Raw genomic sequence first — 25,388 nt, forward strand, 5'->3', positions numbered from 1 at the left:
AGCGAGCGAGCGAGCCTGCAAGCGAGCGCGCCGGCCGGCCCGCAACGACTCAGACGGACGTCGCGGCGCGCAGCGCGATGCGGATCATGTCGCCGAAGGTCTGCTCGCGCTCCTGAGCGGTGGTCTGCTCGCCGGTGACGATGTGATCCGACACCGTGCAGATGGCCAGAGCGCGACGCCCGTGGTACGCGGCGAGGGTGTACAGCCCCGCGGCCTCCATCTCGACACCGAGGGCGCCGTGCTGCACGAACGGCTCGGTCAGCTCGGGTCGGGTGCTGTAGAACTGGTCGCTCGAGAACAGCAGACCGACGTGGACGGCCGAGTCCAGGGCCTCGGCCTCGCTCGCCTCGACCGCCGCGCGCAGCAGTCCGAAGTCCGCGACAGGTGCGTAGTCGAGTCCGTGGAAGCGCACCCTGTTGATGCCCGAATCGGTGCAGGCGCCGTTCGCGATGATGATGTCCCGCACCTGCAGCTTCTCGGTCAGCGCCCCGCACGATCCGACGCGCACGATCGTCTTTACGTCGTACTCCTCGAACAGCTCGGTCGCATAGATGGCCATCGACGGCTGACCCATGCCCGAACCCTGCACCGAGACGCGGTGGCCCTCCCAGGTGCCGGTGAAGCCCAGCATCCCGCGGGTCTCGGAGTACAGCTCGGCGTCGTCGAGGAAGGTCTCGGCGATCCACTTCGCCCGCAGCGGATCGCCGGGGAACAGGACGACGGGGGCGATCTGACCGGGCTGTGCGGCGATGTGCGTGCTCATGGCTTCAGCGTAACCAGCGGTCTCTGCGTGGCGCGCCCGGACCACAGCGTCCGCCTTGAGATCATCGGTACCGAGCGGTGATCGGCACCGCGGAAAAGGGACGACGATGTCCGATCAGATCTTCTTGTATGGGGCGCTCGGGCTGTACTTCGCCGGCATGCTGCTCATCGGATACTTCGCCTACAAGCGCACCTCCGACCATGAGGACTACATGCTCGGCGGACGCAACCTGCCGTCGTGGGTCGCCGCGATCAGCGCCGGTGCGGCCGACATGTCGGGCTGGCTCGTGATGGGTCTTCCCGGCGCGATCTACGCCGCTGGACTGATCGAGGCCTGGATCGCGATCGGGCTGACGATCGGCGCCTACCTCAACTGGCTGCTGGTGGCGCCACGGCTTCGCGCCTACACCGAGGTGTCGCGCAACTCGATCACGATCCCGAGCTTCTTCGAGAACCGGCTCCGCGACACCAGCCGGTCGCTGCGCATCGCCTCGGGGCTCATCATCCTGGTGTTCTTCACGCTGTACATCTCGTCGGGCATGGTCGCCGCCGGCGTCTTCTTCGAGAGCTCGTTCAACGGCGACTACCTGTTCGGGATGCTGCTGGTCGGCGGCATCACCCTGCTGTACACGCTCTTCGGCGGATTCCTCGGGGCCTCCCTCACCGACGTCGTGCAGGGGCTGATGATGGTGATCGCGCTGATCGTCGTGCCGGTCGCCGCCGTCATCGCGATCGGCGGACTCGAGGAGACGTCGACGCTCATCACCGAGAACGCCGGAGAGGGATTCCTGTCGCTGCTCGGCGGAGGGGCCGTCACCGGCGGCACCTTCCTCGCCATCGCCTCGGCCCTGGCGTGGGGCCTCGGGTACTTCGGGCAGCCGCACATCATCGTGCGCTTCATGGCGCTGCGCTCGCCGCAGGAGGCGAAGAGCGCGCGTCGCATCGGCATCTCCTGGATGGTCGTCTCGATGTTCGGCGCGATCATCTCGGGCCTCGTCGGCATCGCCTACATGGCGCAGCAGGGCATCACCCTCGACAACCCCGAGACCGTGGTGCTGCTGATGTCGCAGACGCTGCTGCATCCGTTCGTCGCCGGACTCGTGCTGGCGGCCGTGCTCGCGGCGATCATGAGCACCGTGTCGAGCCAGCTGGTCGTGTGCTCGTCTGCGCTGGTCGAGGACCTCTACAAGGTGGTGCGCAAGACCCCGCCGTCCGACAAGCGGCTGGTGCTGCTGGGCCGCCTGGCGGTGCTCGTCGTCGCGATCATCGCGATCATCCTCGCGATCACGCCGAACGACTCGATCCTCGGGCTCGTGTCGTTCGCCTGGGCGGGATTCGGCGCCGCGTTCGGCCCGATCGTCCTGCTCAGCCTGTTCTGGCGCAAGCTCACGAACTGGGGTGCTCTCGCGGGCATGTTCATCGGAGCGGTCACGGTGTTCGTCTGGAAGGCCCTCGACACCGACCTGTACGAGCTGCTCCCCGCGTTCGTGTTCGCGTTCGTCGCGGCCGTCGTGGTGAGCCTCGTCACCTACACGCGCAACGACGACATCGAGAAGGAGTTCACCGACGCCGAAGCGATGCTGACGGCACCGCGGGCCGCAGTCGGCAGCGCTCGCTGACGGACGCAGGGCTGAGTCGCGGGACGCAGGGCTGAGTCGCCGGATGCGGGGATCAGCCCTCGCGTCGGGTCTCAGCCCTCGCGCCGCCGCACGATCTCGCCGATCCAGATCGGCGCGAACGGCGAGGTGCAGCCGGGCGCGGTGGGGTAGTCGGCGAGCACCTGCAGGCGCTCACCGATCTCGAGCGCCCTGGACCGCAGCTCCGGGTGGAAGATGCCGATGTTGGCGAGCGTCTCGTTCATCGCCCACTGCAACCGCGAGGGCGCGTTCTGCAGATCGCGCTCGATCAGATCGAGCAGGTGATCGAGGTCGAGGCCCTCGGCATCCTTCGCGACGCGCACCGTCGTGAGCGACCATGCGGCCGCGGCGACGGTCGGGTCGGAGTCGTCGAACCAGCGCAGCCGCAGCTCCTCCGCGAGGGGGGTCTTCTTCGCGACGTAGTTCACGAACCAGTCGTTGACCTTGGGGGCCTGAGTCTGTCGCAGCATCGCGTCGAGCTCGTCGGCGGTGAACGCGCGCGGCGTGCAGATCAGCAGCGCCAGCAGCCGGGCGGCGGTGTCGCCGGTCGCCCACAGCTCTTTCGCCAGGGGCTGGTCTGTCTTGATGCGCTTCGCGAGGGTGCGCATGCGGCTGAGATTGATGCCGTGGTCGTCGCCGCGCTTCTCGTTCGCGGCGCGCATCTTCGGATCCTCGAGGGCGGCGAGCTCGGCCAGAGCCTCGGGAACGGTCATGTCGGACATGTCACCAGGGTAGGCCCGGAGCGCTTGTCAAGGCCCGGGCTTTCTGCGGGCATGCGGCCCTAACCTCGCAGGAGATCGAACTCCGACGAAGGGAAAATGCCATGACTCGCGACAGCGACGACATCAGCACCGACCGCAACGACATCTCCTCGGAGCCGTCGCCCGGCCCCGAGGAGAACGACAACCTCGGCGCCGAGGCCAACAAGGGAGAGCCGCCGACGGTCGTCCCCTCCGGCTCGGGCGACGAGAGCGACGACGACGACGGCGACGTGCTCGCCGACGACCCCGAGCAGGACTGACCGGCGCCGCCGCGTCGCCCTGTCATTCCTCGTCGACGAGCTCCGCGCGGATGCGCCTGAGGTCCTCCATCAGCGACCCGATGAGGATCCAGTGCGTCGACGAGGGCGGCCGGATGACGAGAGGCGCGGTCAGTGCCGGGATCGCCGAGGTCAGGGCCTCGGGCTCCGGGGACACGGCGGCGATCTGCACAGCCAGTCGCACATCGTGTCCTGCGCGCCGCAGCTGCTCCGCGATGGCCGTGACGGCCGGCTCCTCACCGATGGAGTCGTCGTAGTGGTCGAAGTAGGCGCGCGTCATCCCGATGGTCTGCGTCACGATGGGCGTCAGCCGTTCGAGCAGTGCGCGCATCTCGACGAGCTCTTCACGGTGCGTCGACCGGCGCGGGTTCAGAGTGAGGGATTCCTCACCCGCAGCGATGGATGCCTCTGCCGCGTCCTTCATCGGGCGCAGCAGTCTGGCTTCGAGCATGAGCTGATGCAGCGTGGCGGGAGTCTGGGGTTCGGGCAGCGCATCGGCGAGTCGGTCGAGGCTCGAGGCGAGCTCGCTGCCCAGCAGCCCGAGATCGCGTCGGGCCGGGGCGACCAGCACGGGCGGCACGATCAGGGCGTTCACGACGATGCCGATGACCACGCCGATCAGGGTCTCGAAGATGCGCGCTATCGCATAGTCGGGAGTCGAGCCCAGCGCGAGCACGAGCATCGCCGAGATGGCCACCTGGTTGCCGGTGCCGGGCGTCGCCCGGAAGGCCCACGCGACGAGCATTGCCACCACGATGGCGAGCAGCACGATCCAGCTCGGCGACCCCAGAAGAAGGCCCAGGGCGACCGCGATCACCACGCCGGCGATCACGCCGATGCTGCGTTCGAGCGCCTTCGACAGCGACTGGTTGACGCTGGGCTGCACGACGAGCAGAGCGGCGATCGCGGCGAAGACGGGGAGCTGTCCCGGAACCACCCATCCCGCGAGCATCCATGCGGCGATCGTCGCCGCGGCGGACTTCACCACCTGCAGCAGGGGTGAGCGCTTCGAGGCGCGGATCGCGGCGTGGATGCGCATGCCTGCAACGCTACTCGGCTAGCGAGTGCCGTCAGGGGAGATGTCAACCCCGTCGCCAAGAGTCGTCGAACGCCGCTGAATGGGATGACACGACCGACGAACAGTGAGGATCATCACATGGTGCAGATCATCGAGACCATCGACGTACACGTTCCCATCGACGTGGCGTACAACCAGTGGACGCAGTTCGAGAGCTTCCCGCAGTTCCTCGACGAGGTGGAGTCGATCGTCCAGCTGGACGACACGCACACCCGCTGGAAGGTGAACGTGGGCGGCGCGACGCGCGAGTTCGACGCGGAGATCACCGAGCAGCACCCCGACGAGCGAGTCGCGTGGAACAGCATCGGCGGTGAGACCGAGCATGCGGGCGTCGTGACGTTCCACAAGCTCGAAGACCTCACGACCCGCGTGACCGTGCAGATCGACTGGGAGCCCGAGGGGCTTCTCGAGAAGGTCGGCTCGCTCGTGGGCGCGGGCTCGCACGCGGTGAAGAAGGATCTCCAGAACTTCAAGGAGTTCATGGAGAAGCGCGGCACCGAGACCGGTGCGTGGCGCGGCGACGTCGACGCCTGATCGACCCCTGAGCTGAGGTCCGAGCGGTGGTGCCCCCATCACCGCTCGGACCTCTTTCGCTGCCCGGAGGACGGCACGCCCGGCGTCGACTAGGGAACTCACGAACGGAAGATAGGGCATCCTCCCGATGTCGTCGGGGTGACTCAGAGCGGATTCTGAGGACATCGCACACCGAGGAGATGTCATGTTCGAGCACCCGTATCTCGCCTACAGATCGACCGAGTTCGACCAGGAGCAGCTCGCTCGCGCGGCAGAACGCCGTCGCGTCATCGAGGAGCGCAGCGATCAGCTGGTCCGCAGACAGCCCGGCCCGGTCCGGCGTCTGGCCGGCCGGCTGCTGCACGCGACCGACGCATCGCGCGACGCGGCGACGGATGCTGCACGGCAGCCCGAGCGCCGCGCATCCGCGGGCCGCGAACCGGCACCCGCCCGGTGATCGTCGCTCCGCTGCGGGCAGACGGCAGCGCGACGCCGGATGTCGGAGGGGAGTGGCACGATGAATTCATGCCCCCGTCCGCCCCCAGCGCCGCGATGGTCGGCCGAGAGACCGAGCTCGCGACCATCCGCGAGCTGTTCCGGCGAGCGGTCGACGGGGTCCCGGTGGCCGCGCTCATCGAGGGCGAGGCGGGCATCGGCAAGTCCCGACTGCTGCGCGAGTTCAGCGCCGAGGTGGCGAACCGCGCAGACGTGCATGTCGGCTGGTGCCTCGATCTCGGGGCGTCGCGCACGCCCTTCGGGCCGCTCGCCGGCATCCTCCGGTCGATCGTCGCGAGCATGGGCGCCGACCGGGTGCGGGAGGAGATCGGCGTCGGCGTCGAGGCGCTGGGCATGCTGCTGCCCGAGCTCAACCCCACCGAGCGATCGCAGACCAGCCCTGACCGCCTGCGCGATGCGATCGCGGCGCTCATCGAGGCGGCCGCCGAACACGCGCCGCAGGTGCTCGTCGTCGAAGACCTGCACTGGGCTGACGAGTCGACCCTGGCGCTGCTCTCCTTCCTGCTGCGCACCCTCGGGCACGGCCGCATCCTCCTGATCCTGACCTGCCGCTCCGACGACGTGCGACGCGGCGATGCCGTGAGCCGCTTCATCGGCGAGTCCACCCGCGCGCGTCTGCTCGAGAGGGTCGCGATCGATCGGCTCGACACCTCGGCTGTCCGTGCGCTCGTCGAATCGCTCACCGGGCAGCCCGTGACAGACGCGGCGCTCGATCGCATCCACGATCGAGCCGAGGGCGTGCCCTTCTTCGTCGAAGAGCTCGCCGGGTGCTCGACCGGTCCCCTGCCCGGCAGTCTGCGCGACCTGCTGCTCGCCCGATTCGACCGTCTCAGCGATGACGCCCGGCGGGTGGTGCAGGTCGTCTCGGGAGCCGAGCGTCCGCTGACCCACCCGCTCGTCACCCGCCTCGCGGGCCTGCCCGAAGCCCGCCTCGACGAGGCGATCCGCGAGGCGACGCTCAGCGGCATCCTCGTCGTGGTCGACGACGACTACCGGTTCCGGCATGCGCTGCTGCGCGAAGCCGTGCACGACGATCTGCTCCCGGGCGAGAGAGCGCGGCTGCACCGGGCGTATGCCGAGGCGCTCGAGGAGAACTGCTCAGGGGCCGAAACCGCCGACTCCGCCGCGCTCGCCTATCACTGGCAGCTCGCGCAAGACGACCGGCGAGCGCTCGCCGCGGCCGTCACCGCGATGGCCGACGCCAAGTCGCGGTTCGCCTTCGCGAGCGCTGCCCGCTTCGGCGAGCTCGCCCTCGACCTGTGGATCCAGGTGCCGGATGCCGAGGCCGTCGTGGGTGTGGCGCGCCTCGAGGTGCTGCGCACTCTCGGTTCCGTGCTGCGCAACGCGGGAGACGGAGAACGGGCGCTCGCCGTGGTCGACCTCGCGCTCGCCGAGGTCGATCCGACGACGGTCGACCCCCGCATGCACGCCCGGCTGCTGCGCGACAAGGCGTACTACACGATGAACCTCGGCCGCGCCGGCGCGGTCCCGCTGCTGCAGCAGGCGCTCGAGATCCTCGAGGCGGGCGTCGACGACGGCCGGCTGCGCGCCTCGGTGCTGAACCAGCTCGCCAGTCGCTACATGATCTCGGGGCGACTCGACGAGGCGATCGCGTTGGCCGCGGAGGCGGGCGAGCGGGCCGCGCGCGCCGGGTCGGACGACGAGGCATCGATCGCCGCGAACGTCCGGGGCGGAGCCCGCGCGCACCTCGGCGACCTCGACGCGGGGCACCGCGAGTACGCGCTCGCCCTGCAGCTCGCCAAAGGCACGAACGCCGAGATGAGATACCGGGTCAACTATTCGGATCTGCTCGGCCTGCTGGGGCGCTATCGCGATGCCGTCAGGGTCGCCGAAGAGGGGCTCGCGCCCGCGCGCGCTTTCGGCGTCGAGCGCACCACGGGCGCGCTGATGACGCAGAACATGGCCGTGCCACTGCTCGAGATGGGCGAGATCGAACGGGTCGAGGGGATGCTGGCGCGCGAGCTCGCTCAGCGGACCCTGCGCATCTCGCACATGTACTCCACGATGACGCGCGTGCGGGTGCTCTCCTGGCGAGGCAGACACGAGGAGGCGGCCGAGATCCTTCGCGAGTGGCACCCCGCATTCGAGGAGACCGGTCGGGTCGAACGTCAGATCTGGTACGACGAGGTCATGATGCGCGTGGCCGTCGCCGAGGGGCGGGGCGACCTCGCGGGTGCTCTCGGTGAGGTCAGGGCGATGCTCGCCGATCAGGGGCCGGTGTCCCTGCATCAGCGTCGACTGCTGCTCGAGGCGGCATGGTTCATCGCCGAGCTGCGGGCATCCGGCGTCGAGGTCGAGGCGGCGGTCGCAGACGTGCGCGACGCGTGGCGCGCCCAACCTTCGCAGCTGCGAGGCGACAGGTGGGAGACGATCCTCGAGGCATTCCTCTTCCCGTCCGTCGCAGCCCTGCGCCAGGCGGTCGAGCACGCAGACGACCGCGATGTGCCCGTGACGTTCGCGGTGACCACGCGTCTCGCTCTCGCTCGCGCACTCGTCGACGCAGGAGACCGAGGGGAGGCGAGCGCCGTGCTCTCGGCCGCGATGCGCCAGGCGGAGCGCCTCGGCCACGTTCCCCTGGGGCGGATCGTCGGTGGTTTCCAAGCGGCGGCTGGCCTCGCCGCAGCATCCGGCACCGCATCCGGCACTGCGGCATCCGGCACCGCCGGCGTCGAACCGGATGCCGACCCGCTCACCGCCCGCGAGCGGCAGGTGCTCGAGCTGATCGCCGAGGGTCTGAGCAACCGCCAGATCGGGGAGCGGCTCTTCATCAGCGTCAAGACGGTGAGCGTCCACGTGTCGGCCGTGCTGCGCAAACTCGGGGTGAGCACCCGCACCGAGGCGGCTGTTCTTCAGAAGAATCCGAACTTCCGGGACACCGGTCAGCCTGCCGTGGTACGTTGAGCAGGCGCGTATGTCGGACGTTCCGTCACGGCGCGGGCCGCGCGAGCGGCCGTTTGAAAACAGAAAGTAGAAAACACATGGCCACTGGCACTGTGAAATGGTTCAACGCGGAAAAGGGCTTCGGCTTCATCGCTCCCGATGACGGCACGGACGACCTCTTCGCCCACTACTCGGCAATCACCGGCTCCGGTTTCAAGGAGCTTCGTGAGAACCAGAAGGTCGAATTCGACGCTGAGCGTGGCCCCAAGGGCATGCAGGCTGCGAACATCCGCGCTCTCTGAGCGCGCATAGGCTTCCTGAAGCCGGTCGGATCCTCACGGATCCGGCCGGCTTTCTGCATGTCCGGGTGCTTTCTGCCCGTGCCCGTGCCCGTGCCCGTGCCCGTGCCCGTGCCCGTGCCCGTGCCCCTCCACATCGGGCGGATGCGGTGCGATGTCGACCCCGCGCGAGAGGCGAGGATGACGCCCGGGCCAGGGACCCAAGATGAGGCTTGCCTAACTTTCTGTTAGATTAGGCCAGGCTTACCAAAGCCTTGGCGCCCCTCCGCGCCGCACCCCCTCATCCCAACCCGAAGGGAACGCCTGTGCGCACCTCTCGTCTCATCGCCGCCGGTGTCGCCGCGGCTCTGGCCGTCGGCCTCACGGCCTGCGCGACGTCGTCGACCGACTCGAACTCCGACTCCGCCGGCGGCAACCCCGCCGATGACGGTGCCTTCCCCGTCACGATCGAGCACGTGTTCGGCGAGACCACGATCGAGGAGAAGCCCGAGCGCGTCGCGACGATCGCATGGGCGAACCACGAGGTTCCCCTCGCTCTCGGCATCGTCCCGGTCGGCATGAGCAAGGCCACGTGGGGCGACGACGACGACAACGGCATCCTGCCCTGGGTCGAGGACAAGCTCGACGAGCTCGGCGGCGAAGAGCCCGTGCTGTTCGACGAGTCCGACGGCATCGACTACGAGGCCGTCGCCGACACGCAGCCCGACGTCATCCTCGCGGCGTACTCGGGTCTGACGCAGGAGGAGTACGACCAGCTCTCGAAGATCGCTCCGGTCGTCGCCTACCCCGAGGTCGCCTGGGGCACCCCGGTCGACGACATGATCGAGATGAACTCGAAGGCGCTCGGCCTCGAGGAGGAGGGCGACGCCCTCATCGAAGAGCTGCACGCCGACGCCGAGGCCGCCCTCGAGGAGAACAGCGCCCTCAAGGACAAGAAGGTGCTGTTCGCGTACGTCGACCCGAGCGACCTGAGCCAGGTCGGCTACTACACCGCGATCGACACGCGCCCCGGCTACCTGCACGACGACCTGGGTCTCCCGCTTCCGTCGATCGTCGAGGAGAACGCAGACAGCAAGGAGTTCTACCTCTCGGTGAGCTCCGAAGAGGCTGACACCTTCGACGACGTCGATGTCTTCGTGACCTACGGCGACGACTCGCTCATCGCCACCATGCAGGCCGACCCGCTGCTGTCGAAGATCCCCGCGATCGCCGCCGGCAACATCGTGATCCTGCCCGACTCCACCCCCATCGCGGCGTCGGCGAACCCGTCGCCGCTGTCGATCCAGTGGGGCCTGTCCGACTACCTCGGCCTGCTGGCAGCACCGCTCGCCGCGAAGTGACCGTCGGCGTCACCTTCGCACACTGAATTCCCGTGACCGCTGTCACCGTTCCCCTGCCGGGCGTCGCAGATCTGCGACGCCCGGCATGGGCGCGCACGCTCTGGCTGCTCGTCGGCCTGGGAGTGCTGTTCGTGCTCTGCATCCTGTCGATCTGCTTCGGCGTGCGCTCCGTGAGCATCGACGACATCTTCGCCGCCCTCGCCGGGCAGGATGACACCCTCGCCCAGGCGGCGATCATCAAGCGCCTTCCGCGCACGGTGCTCGCGATCCTCGTCGGTGCAGCGCTCGCACTCTCCGGCGCGACGATGCAGGCGGTCACCCGCAACCCGATCGCCGACCCCGGCATCCTCGGCGTCTCGAACGGCGCTTCGCTCGCCGTCGTCTTCGGCCTCGCCTTCCTCGGTCTCACCGACGCTTACAGCCAGATGGCGCTCGCGATCATCGGCGCCGCCCTGGCCGCGGCGTTCGTCTACACCGTCGGCTCGCTCGGACGCGGCGGTGCCACGCCCCTCAAGCTCGCGCTCGCCGGTGCCGCCACCTCGGCCGCCTTCGCCTCGCTCATCAGCGCCGTCATGCTGCCGCGCGTCGACCTGCTGCAGGCGTTCCAGTCGTGGCAGATCGGCGGAGTGGGCGGTGCCGAGTGGCCGCGCATCGCGATCACCGCCCCGGTGCTCGCGCTCGGCGCATTGATCTGCTTCGCCAGCGCCCGGGGCATGAACTCCCTCGCTCTCGGCGACGACATGGCGAAGGGGCTCGGCGAGCACGTCTTCCGCACGCGCCTCATGTCGGCGGTCGGCGCCGTGATCCTCGCCGGAGCAGCCACAGCGATCGCCGGGCCCATCGGATTCGTCGGTCTCGTGATCCCGCATGTCTGCCGAATGCTGATCGGCACCGACCACCGCTGGCTGCTGCCGTTCTCGGCCATGGCCGGCGCCGCCCTGCTGCTCGCGAGTGACATCGTCGGCCGCGTCATCGCGCCGACCTCGGAGGAGATCCAGGTCGGCATCATCACCGCCATCATCGGCGCCCCGTTCTTCATCTGGATCGTCCGTCGTCAGAAGGTGCGTGAACTGTGAGCACCATCGACCGGGCTGCCGCCCACACCCCCGCAGCATCCGACCGCACCCGCGACGAGGTCGCCGCGCTCGTCGCGGGCCGCCGTTCGCGCCACCGCCGCCACGCCACGGCCACGATCGTGCTCGGTGCGCTGCTGCTCGTGCTGTTCGCCGTGGCGCTCATGATCGGCAACACGTTCTATCCGCTCGACGAGGTGATCCGCGTGATCCTCGGCGAGACCGTGCCGGGGGCGTCGTTCACCGTCGGCGAGCTGCGCCTGCCCCGCGCGGTGCTCGCGATCCTCGCGGGTTTCGCGTTCGGCATCGCCGGCGTCTCGTTCCAGACGCTGCTGCGCAACCCGCTCGCCTCGCCCGACATCATCGGCATCTCGAACGGCGCCGGCGCCGCAGCGGTGTTCGGCATCATCGTGCTGTCGCTCAACGGGCCGATCGTCTCGCTGCTCGCGCTCGGCGGTGCGATCGTCACAGCAGGAGTCATCTACCTGCTGTCGATCAAGAACGGCTTCGCGGGCACTCGACTGATCCTGATCGGCATCGGTGTCGCGGCGATGCTGCAGAGCATCATCTCGTACATGCTGTCGAGGGCGGCGAACTGGGACATCCAGACCGCGATGCAGTGGCTCACCGGAAGCCTGAACAACGCCTCGTGGGAACGCGTGATGCCGCTCGCGATCGCCGCCGTCATCATCGTGCCGCTGCTGCTCCTGCAGGGCAGGGCGCTCGGGGCGATGCAGCTCGGCGACGATTCGGCATCCGGTCTCGGGGTGCGGGTCAACACGACTCGTCTGCTCTTCATCCTCGGCGCCGTCGCCCTGCTGGCGTTCGCCACCGCCGCGACCGGCCCCATCGCGTTCGTGGCGTTCATGGCGGGTCCGATCGCGGCCCGCATCACGGGGCCGGGAGCGAACCTGCTCGTCCCCAGCGCATTCATCGGAGCCGTGCTCGTGCTCGGAGGCGACCTGATCGGTCAGTTCGCGTTCGGCGAGCGCTACCCGGTCGGCGTGATCACCGGCGTGCTCGGCGCTCCGTACCTCATCTACCTGCTCATCCGCACGAACCGCTCGGGAGGCTCCCTATGACCGAGGCGCACACTCTGACGGCGGAGTCCGTCACTCTCGCCTACGGCGACCGGACGATCATCGACGGCCTCGACCTCGCGATCGCGCCGGGCAAGATCACCACGATCGTCGGCGCGAACGGATGCGGCAAGTCGACCCTGCTGCGTTCGCTCGCGCGTCTGCTCTCGCCGACGGCGGGTCAGGTCGTGCTCGACGGCAAGTCGGTGCACGCGCGCCCCACCAAGGAGGTCGCGCGCATCCTCGGCCTCCTGCCGCAGTCGCCCGTCGCGCCCGAGGGCATCGCCGTCGCGGATCTCGTCGGCCGCGGTCGGCATCCGCATCAGAAGATGCTGGCTCGCTGGAGCGCTCACGACTACGAGGTCGTCGCGGATGCTCTGGCCGCCACCGGCACCACGGAACTCGCCGACCGCAGCGTCGACGAGCTCTCGGGCGGCCAGCGTCAGCGCGTGTGGATCGCCATGGCGCTCGCGCAGGAGACCGACATCCTGCTGCTCGACGAGCCGACCACGTTCCTCGACGTCGCTCACCAGGTCGAGGTCCTCGATCTGCTCACCGACCTCAGCGTCTCGCGCGGCACCACGATCGTGATGGTGCTGCATGACCTCAACCTCGCCGCGAGGTATTCCGACGAGCTCGTCGCGATGAAGGAGGGCAGGGTGCACGCCACCGGCGCTCCGCAGGATGTCGTGACCGCCCAGCTCGTCGAAGAGGTCTTCGACCTCGCGAACCAGATCACCATCGACCCGGTCTCCGGGAAGCCGATGGTCACCCCGATCGGAAGGCATCATGTCCGCTGAGACCACGACCGAACGCCCCACCTACGTGCTCGCTCGCGCCGAGGTGCGCGGAGTCGAACGGGTGTCGCCGAACTTCGTGCGGATCACGTTCGGCGGCGACGACCTTCTCGAGTTCGGCACGCCGGGTGACGTCTTCGACTCCCGGATCAAGATCGTGTTCCCGCCGGCATCCGGCATCCTCCCCGATCTCGATCGCGAGACCGACGACTGGTGGGGTTCCTTCCTCGCCGTCCCCGAGGAGGACCGCGGATCCATGCGCACCTACTCGGTGCGTGACCTGCGGGTGACAGATGCGGGCACCGAGCTCGATGTCGATTTCGTGCTGCACCTGGCGCCCGGACTCACGGGCCCGGCGTCGCGCTGGGCCGATGCGGCGGCGGTCGGCAAGGAGCTCTTCATCGTCGGACCGCGTCGAGGCGTCGCCGCGGCCGCACACGGCGGCGCCGAGTACGAGCCGGGCACCGCGACGTCGGTCGTCCTCGCCGGTGACGAGACGGCGGCTCCTGCGATCGCGCGCATCCTCGAAGACGCCCCCAGCGACCTTCGAGGCTGCGCCTTCATCGAGGTGCCGTCCCCGGCCGACGTCCTGCGCATCGACGCGCCTGCCGGGGTCGAGATGCACTGGCTGCCTCGCGATGCGGGTGAGCCCCACGGTGTGCGGCTGATTCCCGCCGTGCTGGAGTACCTCGGAGATGCGGATGCCGCCGACGAGATCGACGTGAAGGACATCGACACGGAGGCCCTGCTCTGGGAGACCCCCGACTACTCGGGTCTCGGCGAGGAGATCGCGGAGGCGGATGCTCCCGCCGAGCGCTACTTCTGGATCGCCGGCGAGAGCGGCGTCGTCACGACGCTGCGGCGCCACCTGGTCAAGGATCTCGGCATCGACCGCTCGCAGGTCGCCTTCATGGGCTACTGGCGTCGCGGCGTCGCCATGCGCGGCTGACGCCAGTCGGTTCGGGGGGCCGTTCTCGTTCGCGTTCGCGTTCGCGTTCGCGCTCGCGCATCGCAGGAGATCTCACGCAACGAAGGAGCGGATCCGGCATCCGATCCTTCGCCGAGCGAGATCTCCTTCACGGGATGCGGTCGGCTGAGACGGGGTGCGGTCGGCTGTCACGGGATGCGGTCGACTGACACGGGATGCGGTCGGCTGACAGGGGATGCGGTCGGCTGAGACGGGGTGCGGTCGGCTGTCACGAAGAAGTGTCGAAGCGCTGGCGCCAGCGGATGCCGCGCCGTAGCATCCCAGTGGAATCGTTCGACGCCGAGGAGGCCACCCGATGACGCAGCACACCCTCGAGCTCCCGGACGTCGACCTCGTCTACGACGTGCATGGGCCACTCCCGACGAAGGATGGCCGCCCTCCGTTGATGATGATCGGCCAGCCGATGGATGCGAGCGGCTTCCAGGCGCAGGTGAAGCTGTTCGGCGATCGCACCGTCGTGACCTACGACCCACGAGGGTTGGGCCGCAGCGTGCGCAAGGACGGCGGAGTCACGAACGAGCCCGATGTCCAGGCCGAGGATGTCCACGCGATCATCGAGGCGCTCGGTGCAGGCCCTGTCGACATGTTCGCGAGCAGCGGTGGAGCCGTGAGCGCACTCGCTCTGGTCACTGCGCACCCTCAGGACGTGGTGACTCTGGTCGCCCACGAGCCGCCGATCGACAGCGTGCTGCCTGATGCCGAAGCGGTGCATCGAGCGCGAATCGCCTATACCCGGGCATATCAGGAGCGAGGATGGGGTGCCGGAATGGCGGCGTTCGTCGCGATGACGTCGTGGGAGGGCGAGGTCACCGAGGAGTTCCTCGCCCAACCGGCCCCCGACCCCGCGGCATTCGGGATGCCGACGGAGGACGACGGCTCGCGGGATGATCCACTGCTGTCCGAACTCTCGTGGGCGGTGCCGCTCTACGAGCCGGATCTCGAAGCGCTGAAGGCATCCCCGACTCGGATCGTCGTCGCTGTCGGGGAGGAGTCGCTGAAGGGCTACACCGGCCGCACCGCGCTCGCCCTGGCCGAGAAGCTCGGACAGCAGGCGACGGTCTTCCCCAGTCACCACGGCGGCTTCATGGGTGGCGAGTTCGGCTATGCCGGGCAGCCCGAGGCCTTCGCCGCCACGCTCCGCGAAGTGCTCGACCGGTCGTAAGGGGGCGAGCGAGACCTCGTCGACGCGTCCTGTCATCAGCCGTCGCACGCACCGAAGGAGATCTCGCGCTGCGAAGGACCTCACGCGGCCTTCGGCCCTTCGCTGCGAGAGATCACCTTCGCAGCGTGCGCACGAGTCGCAGCGCGCGCGAGCGGGAGCGGGAGCGCGAGCGGGAGCGGGAGCGGGGGCGGCAGCGGGAGCGGAGCGAATGCCGCCTACGCGGTCGCGCGCACCACGAGCTCGGTGTCGAGGATGACCGAGCGGGGGGATGCCCCGGCGATGACCTCGAGCAGCACGGAGACCATCTTCGCGCTGATCTGATCCCACGGCTGGCGCATGGTCGTGATGGGGGGCTCGTGCGTCGCGGCGAGGCCTGAGTCGTCGAAGCCGGCGATCGCGATGTCCTCGGGCACGCGGCGCCCTGCGCGGCGGGCGGCGGCGATGGCTCCGGCCGCCATCCGGTCGGATGCCGCGAACACCGCGTCGACGTCGTGCTCGAGCATCCGCGTCATGGCGGCGAGTCCTGACTCGTACGAGTAGTCGCCGCGCTCGACCAGCGATTCGTCGTAGAGGTCGCCGAGCTCTTCGCGGAAGCCGACCAGGCGATAGCGACCACCGGGGGTGTCGTCGGGGCCGGCGATCATGCCGATGCGGCGGTGTCCCTGCGTCACGAGGTGCGCGGCCATGGTGCGGGCGGAGGCGATCTCGTCGACGGAGATCGTCGAGAGCTCGCGTTCGTGCCCGAGCGGCACGCCGCAGCACACAGTCGGGATGCCGACCTCGATCAGCTGATCGAGCAGCGGGTCGGACTCGTGCGACGAGATCAGCATGACGCCGTCGACGTGTCCCGCGCTGAGGAACTGGGCGACGCTCTCGCGCTCGGCGGGGGTCCCGGCGACGAGCAGCACGAGGGTCATGGCCCGCTGGGCGAGCGCTTCGGCGGCCCCGCGCAGCAGCAGCGCGAAGGTCGGATCGTCGAACAGCAGCTGCTGCGGCTCGGTCAGAAGGAAGGCGAGCGATCCGGCGCGGCCGGTGGCGAGGCTGCGGGCATGGTGGTTGGCGGTGTAGCCGGTGGCGAGGATCGCCTCTTCGACGGCCTGCCTGGCGTCGGGGGACACCCAGTGCCCGCCGTTGATCACTCGCGAGACCGTGCTGCGGGACACCCCCGCCTGCGCCGCGATCTGGCGGATCGTCGGCTTGCGCTTCGCGCTGACATCACTCATCGCCTGTGACTCTACCCACAGCATCCCGTCCAGCGGTAGTCCAACCTGGGACCGGTCTCAGTTCGGTAACGGCGGTTGTGGTCGACGCCGAACCTGGGGTAGAACTGAGACCGGTCCCAGTCATGTCCCCGTGACAACCTGAGACCGGTCCCAGTCGAATGAGCGACAGCACGTCGGGACCCGCACCACGACCACACCGACCCGATGGAGTGCCGATGACCTCGCCCCACGCCTGGCCCGACCTGCGCGGAATCGCCTACGGCGGCGACTACAACCCCGAGCAGTGGTCGCCCGAGACGTGGCGCGAAGACGTCATCCTGATGCGCGAGGCCGGGGTGAACCTGGTCAGTGTCGGCATCTTCTCGTGGGCGCTCATCGAGGTCTCCGAGGGCGAGTTCGACTTCGCCTGGCTCGACGAGCTGCTCGACCTCCTGCACGAGAACGACATCAGGGTCGACCTCGGCACCCCGACGGCCTCGCCGCCCGCCTGGTTCTTCGCGAGCAACCCCGACGCGCACGTCATCGACCGCGAGGGCCGCACGATGGGCTTCGGCTCGCGCGGCATGGCCTCGCACTCGTCGCCGGCCTACCGCGAGGCGATCGTGCGGATCGCGGATGCTCTCGCGGTGCGTTACGCACAGCATCCTTCCGTCGTGCTGTGGCACGTGCACAACGAGTACGGCGTTCCCGTCGGCGAGGACTATTCGCAGAACGCGGTCGCCGCCTTCCGGCTCTGGCTCCAGGAGAAGTACGGCTCGCTCGACGCACTGAACAGCGCGTGGGGCACCGCCTTCTGGGGCCAGCACTACTCGGCATGGGAGCACGTCGGCGCCCCGGCCATCGCCCCGAGCGTCGTGAACCCCGCCCAGCGCCTGGACTTCGCGCGCTTCACCGATCACCAGCTGCGCGCGTGCTTCATCGCCGAGCGCGACGCGATCCGCGCGCACGCCGCCCAGCCCATCACGACCAACTTCATGGCGAACCAGAGCTGGACCACGGACCTCTGGGCGTGGGGCCGCGAGGTCGACATCGTCTCGGACGACCACTACCTGTGGGCCGCCGATGAAGACGCTCACATCGGCCTGGCGATCGCCGCCGACCTCAGCCGCTCGGTGGGCGGCGGCAAGCCGTGGATCCTCATGGAGCACTCGACCTCGGCCGTGAACTGGCAGCCGCGCAACATCGCGAAGCGCCGGGGAGAGATGAAGCGCAACTCGCTCACGCACCTCGGTCGCGGGGCCGACGGCATCCTGTTCTTCCAGTGGCGCGCCGGGCGCTCCGGTGCGGAGAAGTTCCACTCGGCGATGCTGCCGCACGCCGGCACCGAGTCGCGGGTCTTCCGCGAGGTCGTCGATCTGGGTGCAGCACTCGGCCGCCTCGACGAGGTGCAGGGCAGCGTCGTGAAGGCCGACGTCGCGATCCTCTGGGACTTCGAATCGTTCTGGGCGCAGGACCTCGAGTGGCGCCCGTCCGAAGACGTCACGCACGCCGCCCAGGTGCGCCGCTTCTACGAGCAGCTCTGGCGTGACGGCATCACGGTCGACTTCGCCCTGCCCGGCCAGGACCTCTCGGGCTACCGCCTGGTCGTCGCTCCGGCGCAGTATCTGCTGAGCACGGCGGATGCCGCCAACCTCACCGCCTACGTCAACGACGGCGGCACCCTGCTCGTGTCGTTCTTCTCGGCGATCGTCGACGAGAACGACGCCGTGCACGCCGGTGGCTTCGTCGCGCCGTTGCGCGAGGCGCTCGGCCTCACGGTCGAGGAGTTCCTGCCGCTGCGCGAGGGCGAGAGCCACGGCCTCGACTGGGTCGACCACGAGGGCATCGTCGCCGACGTCTGGCAGGAGGACATCGCGCTCGAAGGCGCCGAGGTCGTCGCGAACTTCTCGGGCGGACCCGGCGAGGGCGAGCCGGCGATCACCCGCAACGCGCATGGCGCCGGGACCGGCTGGTACGTCGGCACCCGTCTGGATGCCGCGGGCATGCGCGCCCTTCTCCACGAGGTCTACGCGGATGCCGACATCACCCCGTCGGGTGTCGCCGACGGCCTCGAGGTCATCACGCGTCACGGCGCCGACGCGGTCTACCGGATCGCCGTGAACCACCGTGACGACGACGTCGAGCTCGATGCCTCGGGCATCGAGCTCCTCAGCGGCGCCGAGGTCTCGGGCGCCCTGACCATCGCGGCGGGCGGCGTCGCCGTCATCCGCACCTCCCACTGACCGCACGAACCGCACGAACCGCACGAACCGCTTCACCCCGCACCACCCGCTTCACCCAGCACCACCCACTCACCGGTCGCGATGACGCGCAGCGCATCGTCGGCCACGACAGATAGGAAAACGCATGCGCAAGCACATCGGAGTCGGCGCACTCGCTCTGGCCGCGGCCGTGGTCCTCGCGGGCTGCTCCGCCGGCGCACCCGAAGGCGGCGACGACGCCGCATCCGGCGACGGCGCGGAACTCGTCATCTGGACGGACGCCGAGCGCGAAGCCGCGATCACCGCCGCCGCAGAGGCGTTCGAGGAGGAGACCGGCGCGAAGGTCACCCTCGTGCAGAAGAACTTCGAGGACCTCCGCAACGACTTCATCGCACAGGTCCCGACCGGAGAGGGCCCCGACATCACGGTCGGCGCCCACGACTGGCTCGGCGCGCTCGTCGCGGCCGGTGTCGTCGACACGATCGACCTGGGCGACAAGGCGTCGGAGTTCGAGCAGGTCGCGCTCGACGCCATGACGTACGACGGTCAGCTGTATGCGATGCCGTACTCGCTCGAGACCATCGCCCTCGTGCAGAACGTCGACCTGGTCGGCGCGGAGGCTCCCGCCAGCTGGGACGACATGATCGCCAAGGGCGTCGCCGCCGGCACCGAGCGCCCGTTCGTCATCAACACGGGTGGCGAGACCGGCGACGGATACACGATGTACGGACTGCAGACCTCGTTCGGCGCCCCCGTCTTCGTGCAGGACGACACCGGCTCGTACACGAGCGAGGTCGGCATGGGCGGCGCGCCCGGCGAGGCGTTCGCCACGTGGCTCGGAGCCAACGGGTCGAACGGCACCGGCTACATCTCGACCACGGTCGACTACGACATCAACAACGAGCTGTTCGCGTCGGGCAAGGCCCCGTACACGATCCAGGGCCCGTGGGCCATCAGCGCGTTCGAGGGCGTCAACGTCGCCGTGAACCCGATCCCATCTGCGGGTGGCGAGACCGCTGCGCCGTTCGTCGGCGTGCAGGGCTTCTACCTCTCCAGCAAGAGCAAGAACGCGCTGCTCGCGCAGGAGTTCCTCGTGAACTACCTCGGCACCGAAGACGCGCAGCGCGCGCTGTACGAGGCCGACCCGCGCATCCCGGCGTGGACCACGCTCGCCGAAGAGGTGTCGTCCGACCCGATCACGGCCGGATTCGTGGCCTCGGCGCAGACCGGCGTCCCGATGCCGTCGATCCCCGAGATGGGCTCCGTCTGGGACCTGTGGAACGCCGCGCAGGCGCAGATCATCAACGGCGCCGACCCGGTGTCGACGTGGAACACCATGGTCGCCGACCTCGAGACGACCCTCGCCGGCTGACCCCGCCGGACGGGGAGGGGCCCGAACCCCTCCCCGTCCTGCGATCCTCAGACAGGACGCACACATGACGATCCAGGCACCGCCCGCCGAGGCGCCCACTCCCGTGGTGAAGCCCTCGCGCGAGTCCCATGCCCGCCGCTTCCGCGGCCTCGGCTGGGGCTTCCTCATCAAGCTCGCGCTCATGGCGCTGGTCAACGCCTTCGGCATCATGACGGCCATCTCGGCCTGGAGCGCCGAGTCGTGGATCGTGCTCGGCGTCGTCGTGCTGCTGGTGATCATCGCCGACTGGGTGTACTTCACCCGCAGGGCGCTGCCGCTGAAGTACCTGCTGCCCGGGCTGATCTTCCTGCTCGTCTTCCAGATCTTCATCTTCGGCTACACGGCCTACATCGCCTTCACGAACTACGGCACCGGTCACGTCGGCACCCAGGAGCAGGCGGTCGAGGCCGCACTGATCCAGGGCGAGCGCCGCATCGAGGGCTCGTCCGACTACCCGCTGTCGATCGTGCAGCGCGGCGCAGAGCTCGGCTTCGCGATCGTCGATGACGACGGCGACGTGCAGGTCGGCTCGGCCACCGAGCCGCTGACCACCGCATCCGGTGCCGAGATCGGCGCGACCGGCGCCCCCAGCGAGGTGCCCGGGTGGGAGGTCGTCCCGAGGGCGACCGTGCTGACCGATCCGGCACTCGGCGCGACCATCAAGGACCTCAGGGTGCCCGTGTCGGACGACCCGAACGACGGCTCCATCCGCACACGGGAGGGCTCGACCGGCTCGGTGTACGAACCGACGCTGGTGTGGGATGCCGAGGCGCAGACCATCACGGACACGCAGTCGGGCACGGTCTACACCGCCACAGAACTCGGGGCGTTCGTGGCCGAGGACGGCACGGCGCTGCCGACGGGCTGGTCGGTCAACGTCGGCTTCGCCAACTTCCTGAAGCTCTTCACCGACGCGAATCTCGCGGGCACTCTGCTGAGCGTGACCGTCTGGACCTTCGCGTTCGCGATCCTCTCGGTCGTCCTCAGCTTCGCCGTGGGGCTCGGCCTCGCGATCGTCTACAACGACCCGCGGGTCAAGGGTCGCCGGTTCCTGCGAGCGCTGTTCATCCTGCCCTACGCGTTTCCCGCGTTCATGGCCGCGCTGCTGTTCCGCGGCATGTTCAACGCCGAGTTCGGCGTCATCAACGACCTGTTCTTCTTCGGGTCGCAGATCAACTGGCTCGGCGACCCATGGCTGACCCGGGCGGCGGTGATCTTCGTCAACGTCTGGCTGAGCTACCCCTACTGGTTCCTCGTCTGCACCGGAGCCCTGCAGTCGCTCCCCGGTGAGACGCTCGAGGCCGCCGAGATCGACGGGGCCAACAAGCTGCAGCGCTTCCGCGCCATCGTGCTGCCGCTGCTGCTCGTCTCGACCGCTCCGCTGCTGATCGCCTCGTTCGCGGTGGCGTTCAACAACTTCACCGTCATCTACACCTTCAACAACGGCGGGCCGGCGATCGCCGGAGCGCCCTACGCACTGGGTTCGACCGACATCCTCGTCTCGGCCATCTACGACGTCTCAGGCGTCTCGGGTGGTGCGGCCGACTACGGCCTCGCGAGTGCGCTGTCGATCATCGCCTTCATCGTGGTCGGTCTCATCTCAGCGCTGAGCTTCCGACAGACCCGCAAGCTCGAGGAGTACCAGTGATGAGTGAGACCAGAGTCATCGTGACCGGTTCATCGAAGGATGCCGAGGCCGCGCGCGCGGGCGCACGTCGGCGTCGCTGGTGGGGCGAGGTCGGCTGGAAGTACATCCTCGCCGCCGGCGTGCTGTTCTTCGCCGCGTTCCCGCTCGTCTACGTCCTCTCGGCCTCGCTCAACCCGAACGGCAGCCTTGCGGCATCCAGTGCACTGTTCAGCGCGTTCGACCCGGCGAACTACATCGCTCTGGGTGAATCCCGCTACTGGGTCTGGTTCGGCAACACCCTGCTGATCGGCGGCGTCACCGCAGTCGGCTCGGTGCTCATGGGCGCCTGCGGCGCGTACGCGTTCTCCCGGTTCCGGTTCAGCGGACGACGCGCCAGCCTCACCACCCTGCTCGTGCTGCAGATGTTCCCGCAGGCGCTCGCGTTCATCGCGATCTTCCTGATGCTGCAGACGATCGGCGACGTCGTGCCGGCGCTCGGCATCAACTCGAAGATCGCCCTGATCTGCGTGTACCTCGGTGGCGCGCTCGGCGCGAACACCTTCCTGATGTACGGGTTCTTCAACACGATCCCCGTCGAGATCGACGAGTCGGCGAAGATCGACGGGGCCAGCCACGCGCAGATCTTCTGGCGGCTCATCATGCCGCTGGTCGTGCCGATCCTCGCGGTCGTCGCCCTGCTCGCGTTCCTCGCGGCGTTCGGCGACTTCATCCTGTCGAAGATCATCCTCACGTCCGAGGACAACTGGACCCTCGCCGTCGGCATGTACCAGTGGGTCTCGAACCAGCTGACCTCACGCTGGGGGCTCTTCGCCGCCGGCGTCGTGGTCGCCGCCGTGCCCGTGCTCGCGCTGTTCTTCTCGCTGCAGAAGTACATCGTGGGCGGGCTCACCCAGGGATCCGTCAAGGGCTGATCCGCACCTCCACCGCTCGAAAGGCCGTCATGCACCGTCGCACGCGTTCCCTTCTCTCCACCGCCCTGGCCACGGTCACCGCCGTCGCCCTGATCGGCGTCGCGCTGCCGGCGTCGGCCGCCTCGCCGGCGGCATCCGCTCTCGCTCCTGCGGCTGTCTCGGTCGACGGGCCGGTGAATGCCACCATCACCGTCCCCCGGGTCGAGAACCTGCCGGACCACTTCATCGGCGGCGTCGACGTCTCGTCGGTGCTGTCGCTCGAGGAATCGGGCGTGGTGTTCCGCGACGCCCAGGGCGCGCCGGGCGACCTGTTCGAGATCCTCGCGGACGCCGGGGTCACCGACGTGCGCGTGCGCGTCTGGAACGACCCGTTCGACGCGAACGGCAACGGCTACGGCGGGGGCGATGTCGACGTCGATCGGGCGATCGAGATCTCGCAGCGAGCGACGGATGCCGGCCTCGGCGTGCTCGTCGACTTCCACTACTCCGACTTCTGGGCCGACCCCGCGAAGCAGCAGGCGCCCAAGGCGTGGGAGGGGATGACCGCCGACCAGGTGGCGACCGAGGTGGGTGCCTTCACGCGCGATGCGGTGCGTCGCCTGGTCGATGCGGGTGTCGACCTCCGCATGGTGCAGGTCGGCAATGAGACGAACGGCGGAGTCGCCGGAGTGCGCGGCTGGGATGACATGGCGAAGGTGTTCTCGGCCGGTTCCGCCGCCGTGCGGGCCGAGGCGCCGGACACGCTCGTCGCCCTGCACTTCACCAACCCCGAGCGCGCCGGGTTCTACGCCGACGTCGCCGCGCAGCTCGATCGCCGCGACGTCGACTACGACGTGTTCGCGTCGTCGTACTACCCGTTCTGGCACGGGACTCCCGAGAACCTCACGGCCGTGCTCTCGCACGTCGCCGAGACCTACGGCAAGAAGGTCATGGTCGCCGAGACCTCGTGGGCGTTCACGCTCGACGACGGAGACGGTCACGGCAACGTCGTCGACCTGGCGTCCGAGGCGACGCAGTACCCGGTGAGCGTGCAGGGTCAGGCCGATGCCGTGCGCGCGGTCGTGCAGGCCGTCGCCGACGTGGGTGAGGCGGGGCTCGGCGTCTACTACTGGGAGCCCGCATGGCTGCCGGTGGGTCCGCCCGCACAGCTCGAGCAGAACAGAACGCTGTGGGAGCGCGACGGATCGGGCTGGGCGTCGAGCTTCGCCGGCGAGTACGAGCCCGAGGACGCGGGGCACTGGTTCGGCGGATCCGCGTGGGACAACCAGGCGCTGTTCGGCTTCGACGGCACGGCATCCGATGCGCTGAACGTCTTCTCGTACGTGCGCACCGGCGCCCAGGCCCCGCGGGCCGTCGAGTCGGTGCAGGCGGTCGCGCTGCAGGTGACCGAGGGCGATGTCGTCGAGCTGCCCGACGAGGTCACGGTGCTCTACAACGACGGGTCGTCGGAGCAGCAGCCCGTCACCTGGTCGTCGGCGGCCGGATTCATCGAGGGCGCCGGCGAGTACGTGATCTCGGGCGCGACGGATGCCGGCTTAGCGGCGTCGGCCACCGTCACCGTCTCGGCGCGCAACTACCTGCGCAACCCCGGATTCGAGGACGCGGACACGAGCATGTGGAGCGTCACCGGATCGGGACTCACGCTGCGCGCGTGGGACGACCCTCGGAGCGGCACGCACTCGGCGCACTTCTATGCGGGTGCCGGATACTCGTTCGGCCTCTCGCAGACGGTCTCCGGACTGCCCGCGGGGTCGTATGTCGCACGGGCATCGCTGCAGGGCGACGGGGAGGGTGCCGACGGGGGTGCGTCGCTGTCGCTGTCGTCTGCGTCCGTCACCGGCGCCGCTGCGGCGTTCGGCTTCGACGGCTGGCGCGTGTGGTCGACGCCGATGACCGAAGCGCTGCAGGTGGGCCCTGACGGCACGGCTGTCGTGCGAGTCTCCGCGGCGCTTCCGGCGGGGGCGTGGGGGACGATCGACGATCTCGAACTCGTGCGCGCACCGGTGCCCGGTGCCGACACCTCGCAGCTGCGAGAGCGGCGCGATGCGGCCGCGGCTCTCGACCTCGATGCCTATGTCGAGTCGTCGACCGTCGCGTTGCCCGGAGCGGTCGCTCGCGCCGACATCGTGCTGGCTGCCGCGAGTCCGAGTGCGTCAGCGGTCACGGGGGCGCTGGACGCACTGGCTGCCGCAGTCGACGCGCTCCTGCTTCAGGATGCGGCGACCACCGCGCCCGCTCGCGGAGTGCTGTCGCACGACAACGGTCACGATACGGGGCTGCTCGACGGCGACTTCACGCTCACCATGAACCTGTGGTGGGGGCAGAACGCCACGAAGCTGCGGGTGTTCGAGAACGGTGTGCTGGTCAAGACCGTGCCGCTCACCTTCGGGGGAACCTCCGCGCAGAGCGCGCAGATCGCCGTGACCGGCAAGGCGAATGGCTCGTACGTCTACAGTGGCGAACTGGTCAATTCGCGCGGCGTGACGGCGGTGAAGCCCGTGACGGTGACGGTGAAGGATGCCGCGCCCGGCACGCCCGTGCTCTCGGCCGACAACTGGGACGGCGACGGCTCATACACTCTCACCGCCGACATGTGGTGGGGCACCAATGCGACCTCGTATCGCCTGTATGAGGACGGCATGCTGATCTCCGAGGGCGACATGGTCGCGAACAGCCCCGCCGCGCAACGGGTGACGGTGCCGGTCGCTGATCGCGCGGTGGGGAAGCACACCTACCGCGTCGAGTTCGTGAACGCGGCCGGGAGCACCCAGAGCAAGACGCTCACGGTGGCGGTCAAGCGCTGACGTCAA

Annotated in this window: 21 protein-coding genes; 17 read left to right on the plus strand and 4 right to left on the minus strand. The window is 69.1% G+C overall.

All coding sequences use genetic code 11. The annotated features are described in order from the left end of the window. Window positions 1-49: 49 nt before the first annotated feature. Window positions 50-763 (minus strand): purine-nucleoside phosphorylase, encoded by a 714-nt coding sequence (deoD, locus tag BMW26_RS01525; protein ID WP_072590566.1) that lies wholly within the window; start codon window positions 761-763, stop codon window positions 50-52. Window positions 764-869: 106 nt separating this feature from the next. Here deoD and putP point away from each other — a divergent pair, with 106 nt between their 5' ends. After that, on the plus strand, window positions 870-2,381 hold the full coding sequence (putP, locus tag BMW26_RS01530) for a sodium/proline symporter PutP (RefSeq protein ID WP_072590567.1): 1,512 nt from the start codon (window positions 870-872) through the stop codon (window positions 2,379-2,381). Between the two features lie 71 nt (window positions 2,382-2,452). Here putP and BMW26_RS01535 read toward each other — a convergent pair whose 3' ends face one another. Further along, window positions 2,453-3,121, minus strand: a complete 669-nt coding sequence (locus BMW26_RS01535; protein WP_053098520.1) for a DNA alkylation repair protein — start codon at window positions 3,119-3,121, stop codon at window positions 2,453-2,455. Window positions 3,122-3,222: 101 nt separating this feature from the next. Here BMW26_RS01535 and BMW26_RS01540 point away from each other — a divergent pair, with 101 nt between their 5' ends. Continuing rightward, entirely contained in the window at window positions 3,223-3,420 is a 198-nt protein-coding gene (locus BMW26_RS01540) for a hypothetical protein (RefSeq protein ID WP_072590568.1), read from the plus strand. Window positions 3,421-3,442: 22 nt separating this feature from the next. Here BMW26_RS01540 and BMW26_RS01545 read toward each other — a convergent pair whose 3' ends face one another. Then, window positions 3,443-4,477: an FUSC family protein gene (locus BMW26_RS01545; protein ID WP_072590569.1), complete on the minus strand. Its 1,035-nt coding sequence runs from the start codon at window positions 4,475-4,477 to the stop codon at window positions 3,443-3,445. A 117-nt stretch (window positions 4,478-4,594) separates the two neighbouring features. On the opposite strand from BMW26_RS01545, the gene BMW26_RS01550 reads away from it, so the two are divergent. The 10 genes from BMW26_RS01550 to BMW26_RS01595 all read left to right on the plus strand — a co-directional run bounded on the left by BMW26_RS01550 (window position 4,595) and on the right by BMW26_RS01595 (window position 15,184). Beyond that, window positions 4,595-5,050: an SRPBCC family protein gene (locus tag BMW26_RS01550; protein WP_053098523.1), complete on the plus strand. Its 456-nt coding sequence runs from the start codon at window positions 4,595-4,597 to the stop codon at window positions 5,048-5,050. Window positions 5,051-5,234: 184 nt separating this feature from the next. Then, on the plus strand, window positions 5,235-5,486 hold the full coding sequence (locus BMW26_RS01555; RefSeq protein ID WP_072590570.1) for a hypothetical protein: 252 nt from the start codon (window positions 5,235-5,237) through the stop codon (window positions 5,484-5,486). A 68-nt stretch (window positions 5,487-5,554) separates the two neighbouring features. After that, window positions 5,555-8,467 carry a helix-turn-helix transcriptional regulator gene (locus BMW26_RS01560; RefSeq protein ID WP_157557386.1) on the plus strand — a complete coding sequence of 971 codons (2,913 nt, stop codon included), beginning with the start codon at window positions 5,555-5,557 and terminating at the stop codon, window positions 8,465-8,467. A 77-nt stretch (window positions 8,468-8,544) separates the two neighbouring features. After that, on the plus strand, window positions 8,545-8,748 hold the full coding sequence (locus BMW26_RS01565) for a cold-shock protein (protein ID WP_042538190.1): 204 nt from the start codon (window positions 8,545-8,547) through the stop codon (window positions 8,746-8,748). Between the two features lie 302 nt (window positions 8,749-9,050). Continuing rightward, a complete protein-coding gene (locus BMW26_RS01570; RefSeq protein ID WP_053098526.1) occupies window positions 9,051-10,085 on the plus strand; it encodes an iron-siderophore ABC transporter substrate-binding protein in 1,035 nt (344 codons plus the stop codon). A 32-nt stretch (window positions 10,086-10,117) separates the two neighbouring features. Further along, the gene (locus BMW26_RS01575) at window positions 10,118-11,161 is read left to right on the plus strand and encodes a FecCD family ABC transporter permease (RefSeq protein ID WP_072590572.1); all 1,044 of its coding nucleotides are present in this window, start codon (window positions 10,118-10,120) and stop codon (window positions 11,159-11,161) included. Then, entirely contained in the window at window positions 11,158-12,240 is a 1,083-nt protein-coding gene (locus BMW26_RS01580; protein ID WP_083569254.1) for a FecCD family ABC transporter permease, read from the plus strand. The genes BMW26_RS01575 and BMW26_RS01580 overlap by 4 nt, the downstream gene beginning before the upstream one ends. After that, window positions 12,237-13,037, plus strand: coding sequence for an ABC transporter ATP-binding protein (locus BMW26_RS01585; protein ID WP_053098527.1), 801 nt, complete (start codon window positions 12,237-12,239; stop codon window positions 13,035-13,037). The genes BMW26_RS01580 and BMW26_RS01585 overlap by 4 nt, the downstream gene beginning before the upstream one ends. Beyond that, on the plus strand, window positions 13,027-13,983 hold the full coding sequence (locus BMW26_RS01590; protein ID WP_072590573.1) for a siderophore-interacting protein: 957 nt from the start codon (window positions 13,027-13,029) through the stop codon (window positions 13,981-13,983). Before BMW26_RS01585 ends, BMW26_RS01590 begins: the two co-directional genes overlap by 11 nt. A gap of 334 nt (window positions 13,984-14,317) precedes the next feature. Further along, window positions 14,318-15,184 (plus strand): alpha/beta fold hydrolase, encoded by an 867-nt coding sequence (locus BMW26_RS01595; RefSeq protein WP_072590574.1) that lies wholly within the window; start codon window positions 14,318-14,320, stop codon window positions 15,182-15,184. A 215-nt stretch (window positions 15,185-15,399) separates the two neighbouring features. Here the strand turns inward: BMW26_RS01595 and BMW26_RS01600 are convergent, their stop codons facing one another. Then, a complete protein-coding gene (locus BMW26_RS01600) occupies window positions 15,400-16,407 on the minus strand; it encodes a LacI family DNA-binding transcriptional regulator (RefSeq protein ID WP_072590575.1) in 1,008 nt (335 codons plus the stop codon). Between the two features lie 215 nt (window positions 16,408-16,622). On the opposite strand from BMW26_RS01600, the gene BMW26_RS01605 reads away from it, so the two are divergent. The 5 genes from BMW26_RS01605 to BMW26_RS01625 all read left to right on the plus strand — a co-directional run bounded on the left by BMW26_RS01605 (window position 16,623) and on the right by BMW26_RS01625 (window position 25,382). Further along, window positions 16,623-18,629, plus strand: coding sequence for a beta-galactosidase (locus tag BMW26_RS01605; RefSeq protein WP_072590576.1), 2,007 nt, complete (start codon window positions 16,623-16,625; stop codon window positions 18,627-18,629). Window positions 18,630-18,753: 124 nt separating this feature from the next. Then, window positions 18,754-19,980 (plus strand): sugar ABC transporter substrate-binding protein, encoded by a 1,227-nt coding sequence (locus BMW26_RS01610; protein ID WP_056276340.1) that lies wholly within the window; start codon window positions 18,754-18,756, stop codon window positions 19,978-19,980. Between the two features lie 64 nt (window positions 19,981-20,044). Continuing rightward, window positions 20,045-21,667 (plus strand): ABC transporter permease subunit, encoded by a 1,623-nt coding sequence (locus BMW26_RS01615; RefSeq protein ID WP_072590577.1) that lies wholly within the window; start codon window positions 20,045-20,047, stop codon window positions 21,665-21,667. Continuing rightward, window positions 21,667-22,578 carry a sugar ABC transporter permease gene (locus BMW26_RS01620; protein ID WP_053098533.1) on the plus strand — a complete coding sequence of 304 codons (912 nt, stop codon included), beginning with the start codon at window positions 21,667-21,669 and terminating at the stop codon, window positions 22,576-22,578. The genes BMW26_RS01615 and BMW26_RS01620 overlap by 1 nt, the downstream gene beginning before the upstream one ends. A 29-nt stretch (window positions 22,579-22,607) precedes the next feature. After that, window positions 22,608-25,382 carry a glycosyl hydrolase 53 family protein gene (locus tag BMW26_RS01625; RefSeq protein ID WP_072590578.1) on the plus strand — a complete coding sequence of 925 codons (2,775 nt, stop codon included), beginning with the start codon at window positions 22,608-22,610 and terminating at the stop codon, window positions 25,380-25,382. Window positions 25,383-25,388: the final 6 nt, after the last annotated feature.

Source organism: Microbacterium sp. 1.5R (genome assembly GCF_001889265.1).
Lineage (GTDB): Bacteria > Actinomycetota > Actinomycetes > Actinomycetales > Microbacteriaceae > Microbacterium.

Bases quoted from the DNA above. Each gene is read 5' to 3' on its own strand.
- deoD (WP_072590566.1), bottom strand. From the start codon at position 763: ATGAGCACGCACATCGCCGCACAGCCCGGTCAGATCGCCCCCGTCGTC.
- putP (WP_072590567.1), top strand. From the start codon at position 870: ATGTCCGATCAGATCTTCTTGTATGGGGCGCTCGGGCTGTACTTCGCC.
- BMW26_RS01535 (WP_053098520.1), bottom strand. From the start codon at position 3,121: ATGTCCGACATGACCGTTCCCGAGGCTCTGGCCGAGCTCGCCGCCCTC.
- BMW26_RS01540 (WP_072590568.1), top strand. From the start codon at position 3,223: ATGACTCGCGACAGCGACGACATCAGCACCGACCGCAACGACATCTCC.
- BMW26_RS01545 (WP_072590569.1), bottom strand. From the start codon at position 4,477: ATGCGCATCCACGCCGCGATCCGCGCCTCGAAGCGCTCACCCCTGCTG.
- BMW26_RS01550 (WP_053098523.1), top strand. From the start codon at position 4,595: ATGGTGCAGATCATCGAGACCATCGACGTACACGTTCCCATCGACGTG.
- BMW26_RS01555 (WP_072590570.1), top strand. From the start codon at position 5,235: ATGTTCGAGCACCCGTATCTCGCCTACAGATCGACCGAGTTCGACCAG.
- BMW26_RS01560 (WP_157557386.1), top strand. From the start codon at position 5,555: ATGCCCCCGTCCGCCCCCAGCGCCGCGATGGTCGGCCGAGAGACCGAG.
- BMW26_RS01565 (WP_042538190.1), top strand. From the start codon at position 8,545: ATGGCCACTGGCACTGTGAAATGGTTCAACGCGGAAAAGGGCTTCGGC.
- BMW26_RS01585 (WP_053098527.1), top strand. From the start codon at position 12,237: ATGACCGAGGCGCACACTCTGACGGCGGAGTCCGTCACTCTCGCCTAC.
- BMW26_RS01590 (WP_072590573.1), top strand. From the start codon at position 13,027: ATGTCCGCTGAGACCACGACCGAACGCCCCACCTACGTGCTCGCTCGC.
- BMW26_RS01595 (WP_072590574.1), top strand. From the start codon at position 14,318: ATGACGCAGCACACCCTCGAGCTCCCGGACGTCGACCTCGTCTACGAC.
- BMW26_RS01600 (WP_072590575.1), bottom strand. From the start codon at position 16,407: ATGAGTGATGTCAGCGCGAAGCGCAAGCCGACGATCCGCCAGATCGCG.
- BMW26_RS01605 (WP_072590576.1), top strand. From the start codon at position 16,623: ATGACCTCGCCCCACGCCTGGCCCGACCTGCGCGGAATCGCCTACGGC.
- BMW26_RS01610 (WP_056276340.1), top strand. From the start codon at position 18,754: ATGCGCAAGCACATCGGAGTCGGCGCACTCGCTCTGGCCGCGGCCGTG.
- BMW26_RS01615 (WP_072590577.1), top strand. From the start codon at position 20,045: ATGACGATCCAGGCACCGCCCGCCGAGGCGCCCACTCCCGTGGTGAAG.
- BMW26_RS01620 (WP_053098533.1), top strand. From the start codon at position 21,667: ATGAGTGAGACCAGAGTCATCGTGACCGGTTCATCGAAGGATGCCGAG.
- BMW26_RS01625 (WP_072590578.1), top strand. From the start codon at position 22,608: ATGCACCGTCGCACGCGTTCCCTTCTCTCCACCGCCCTGGCCACGGTC.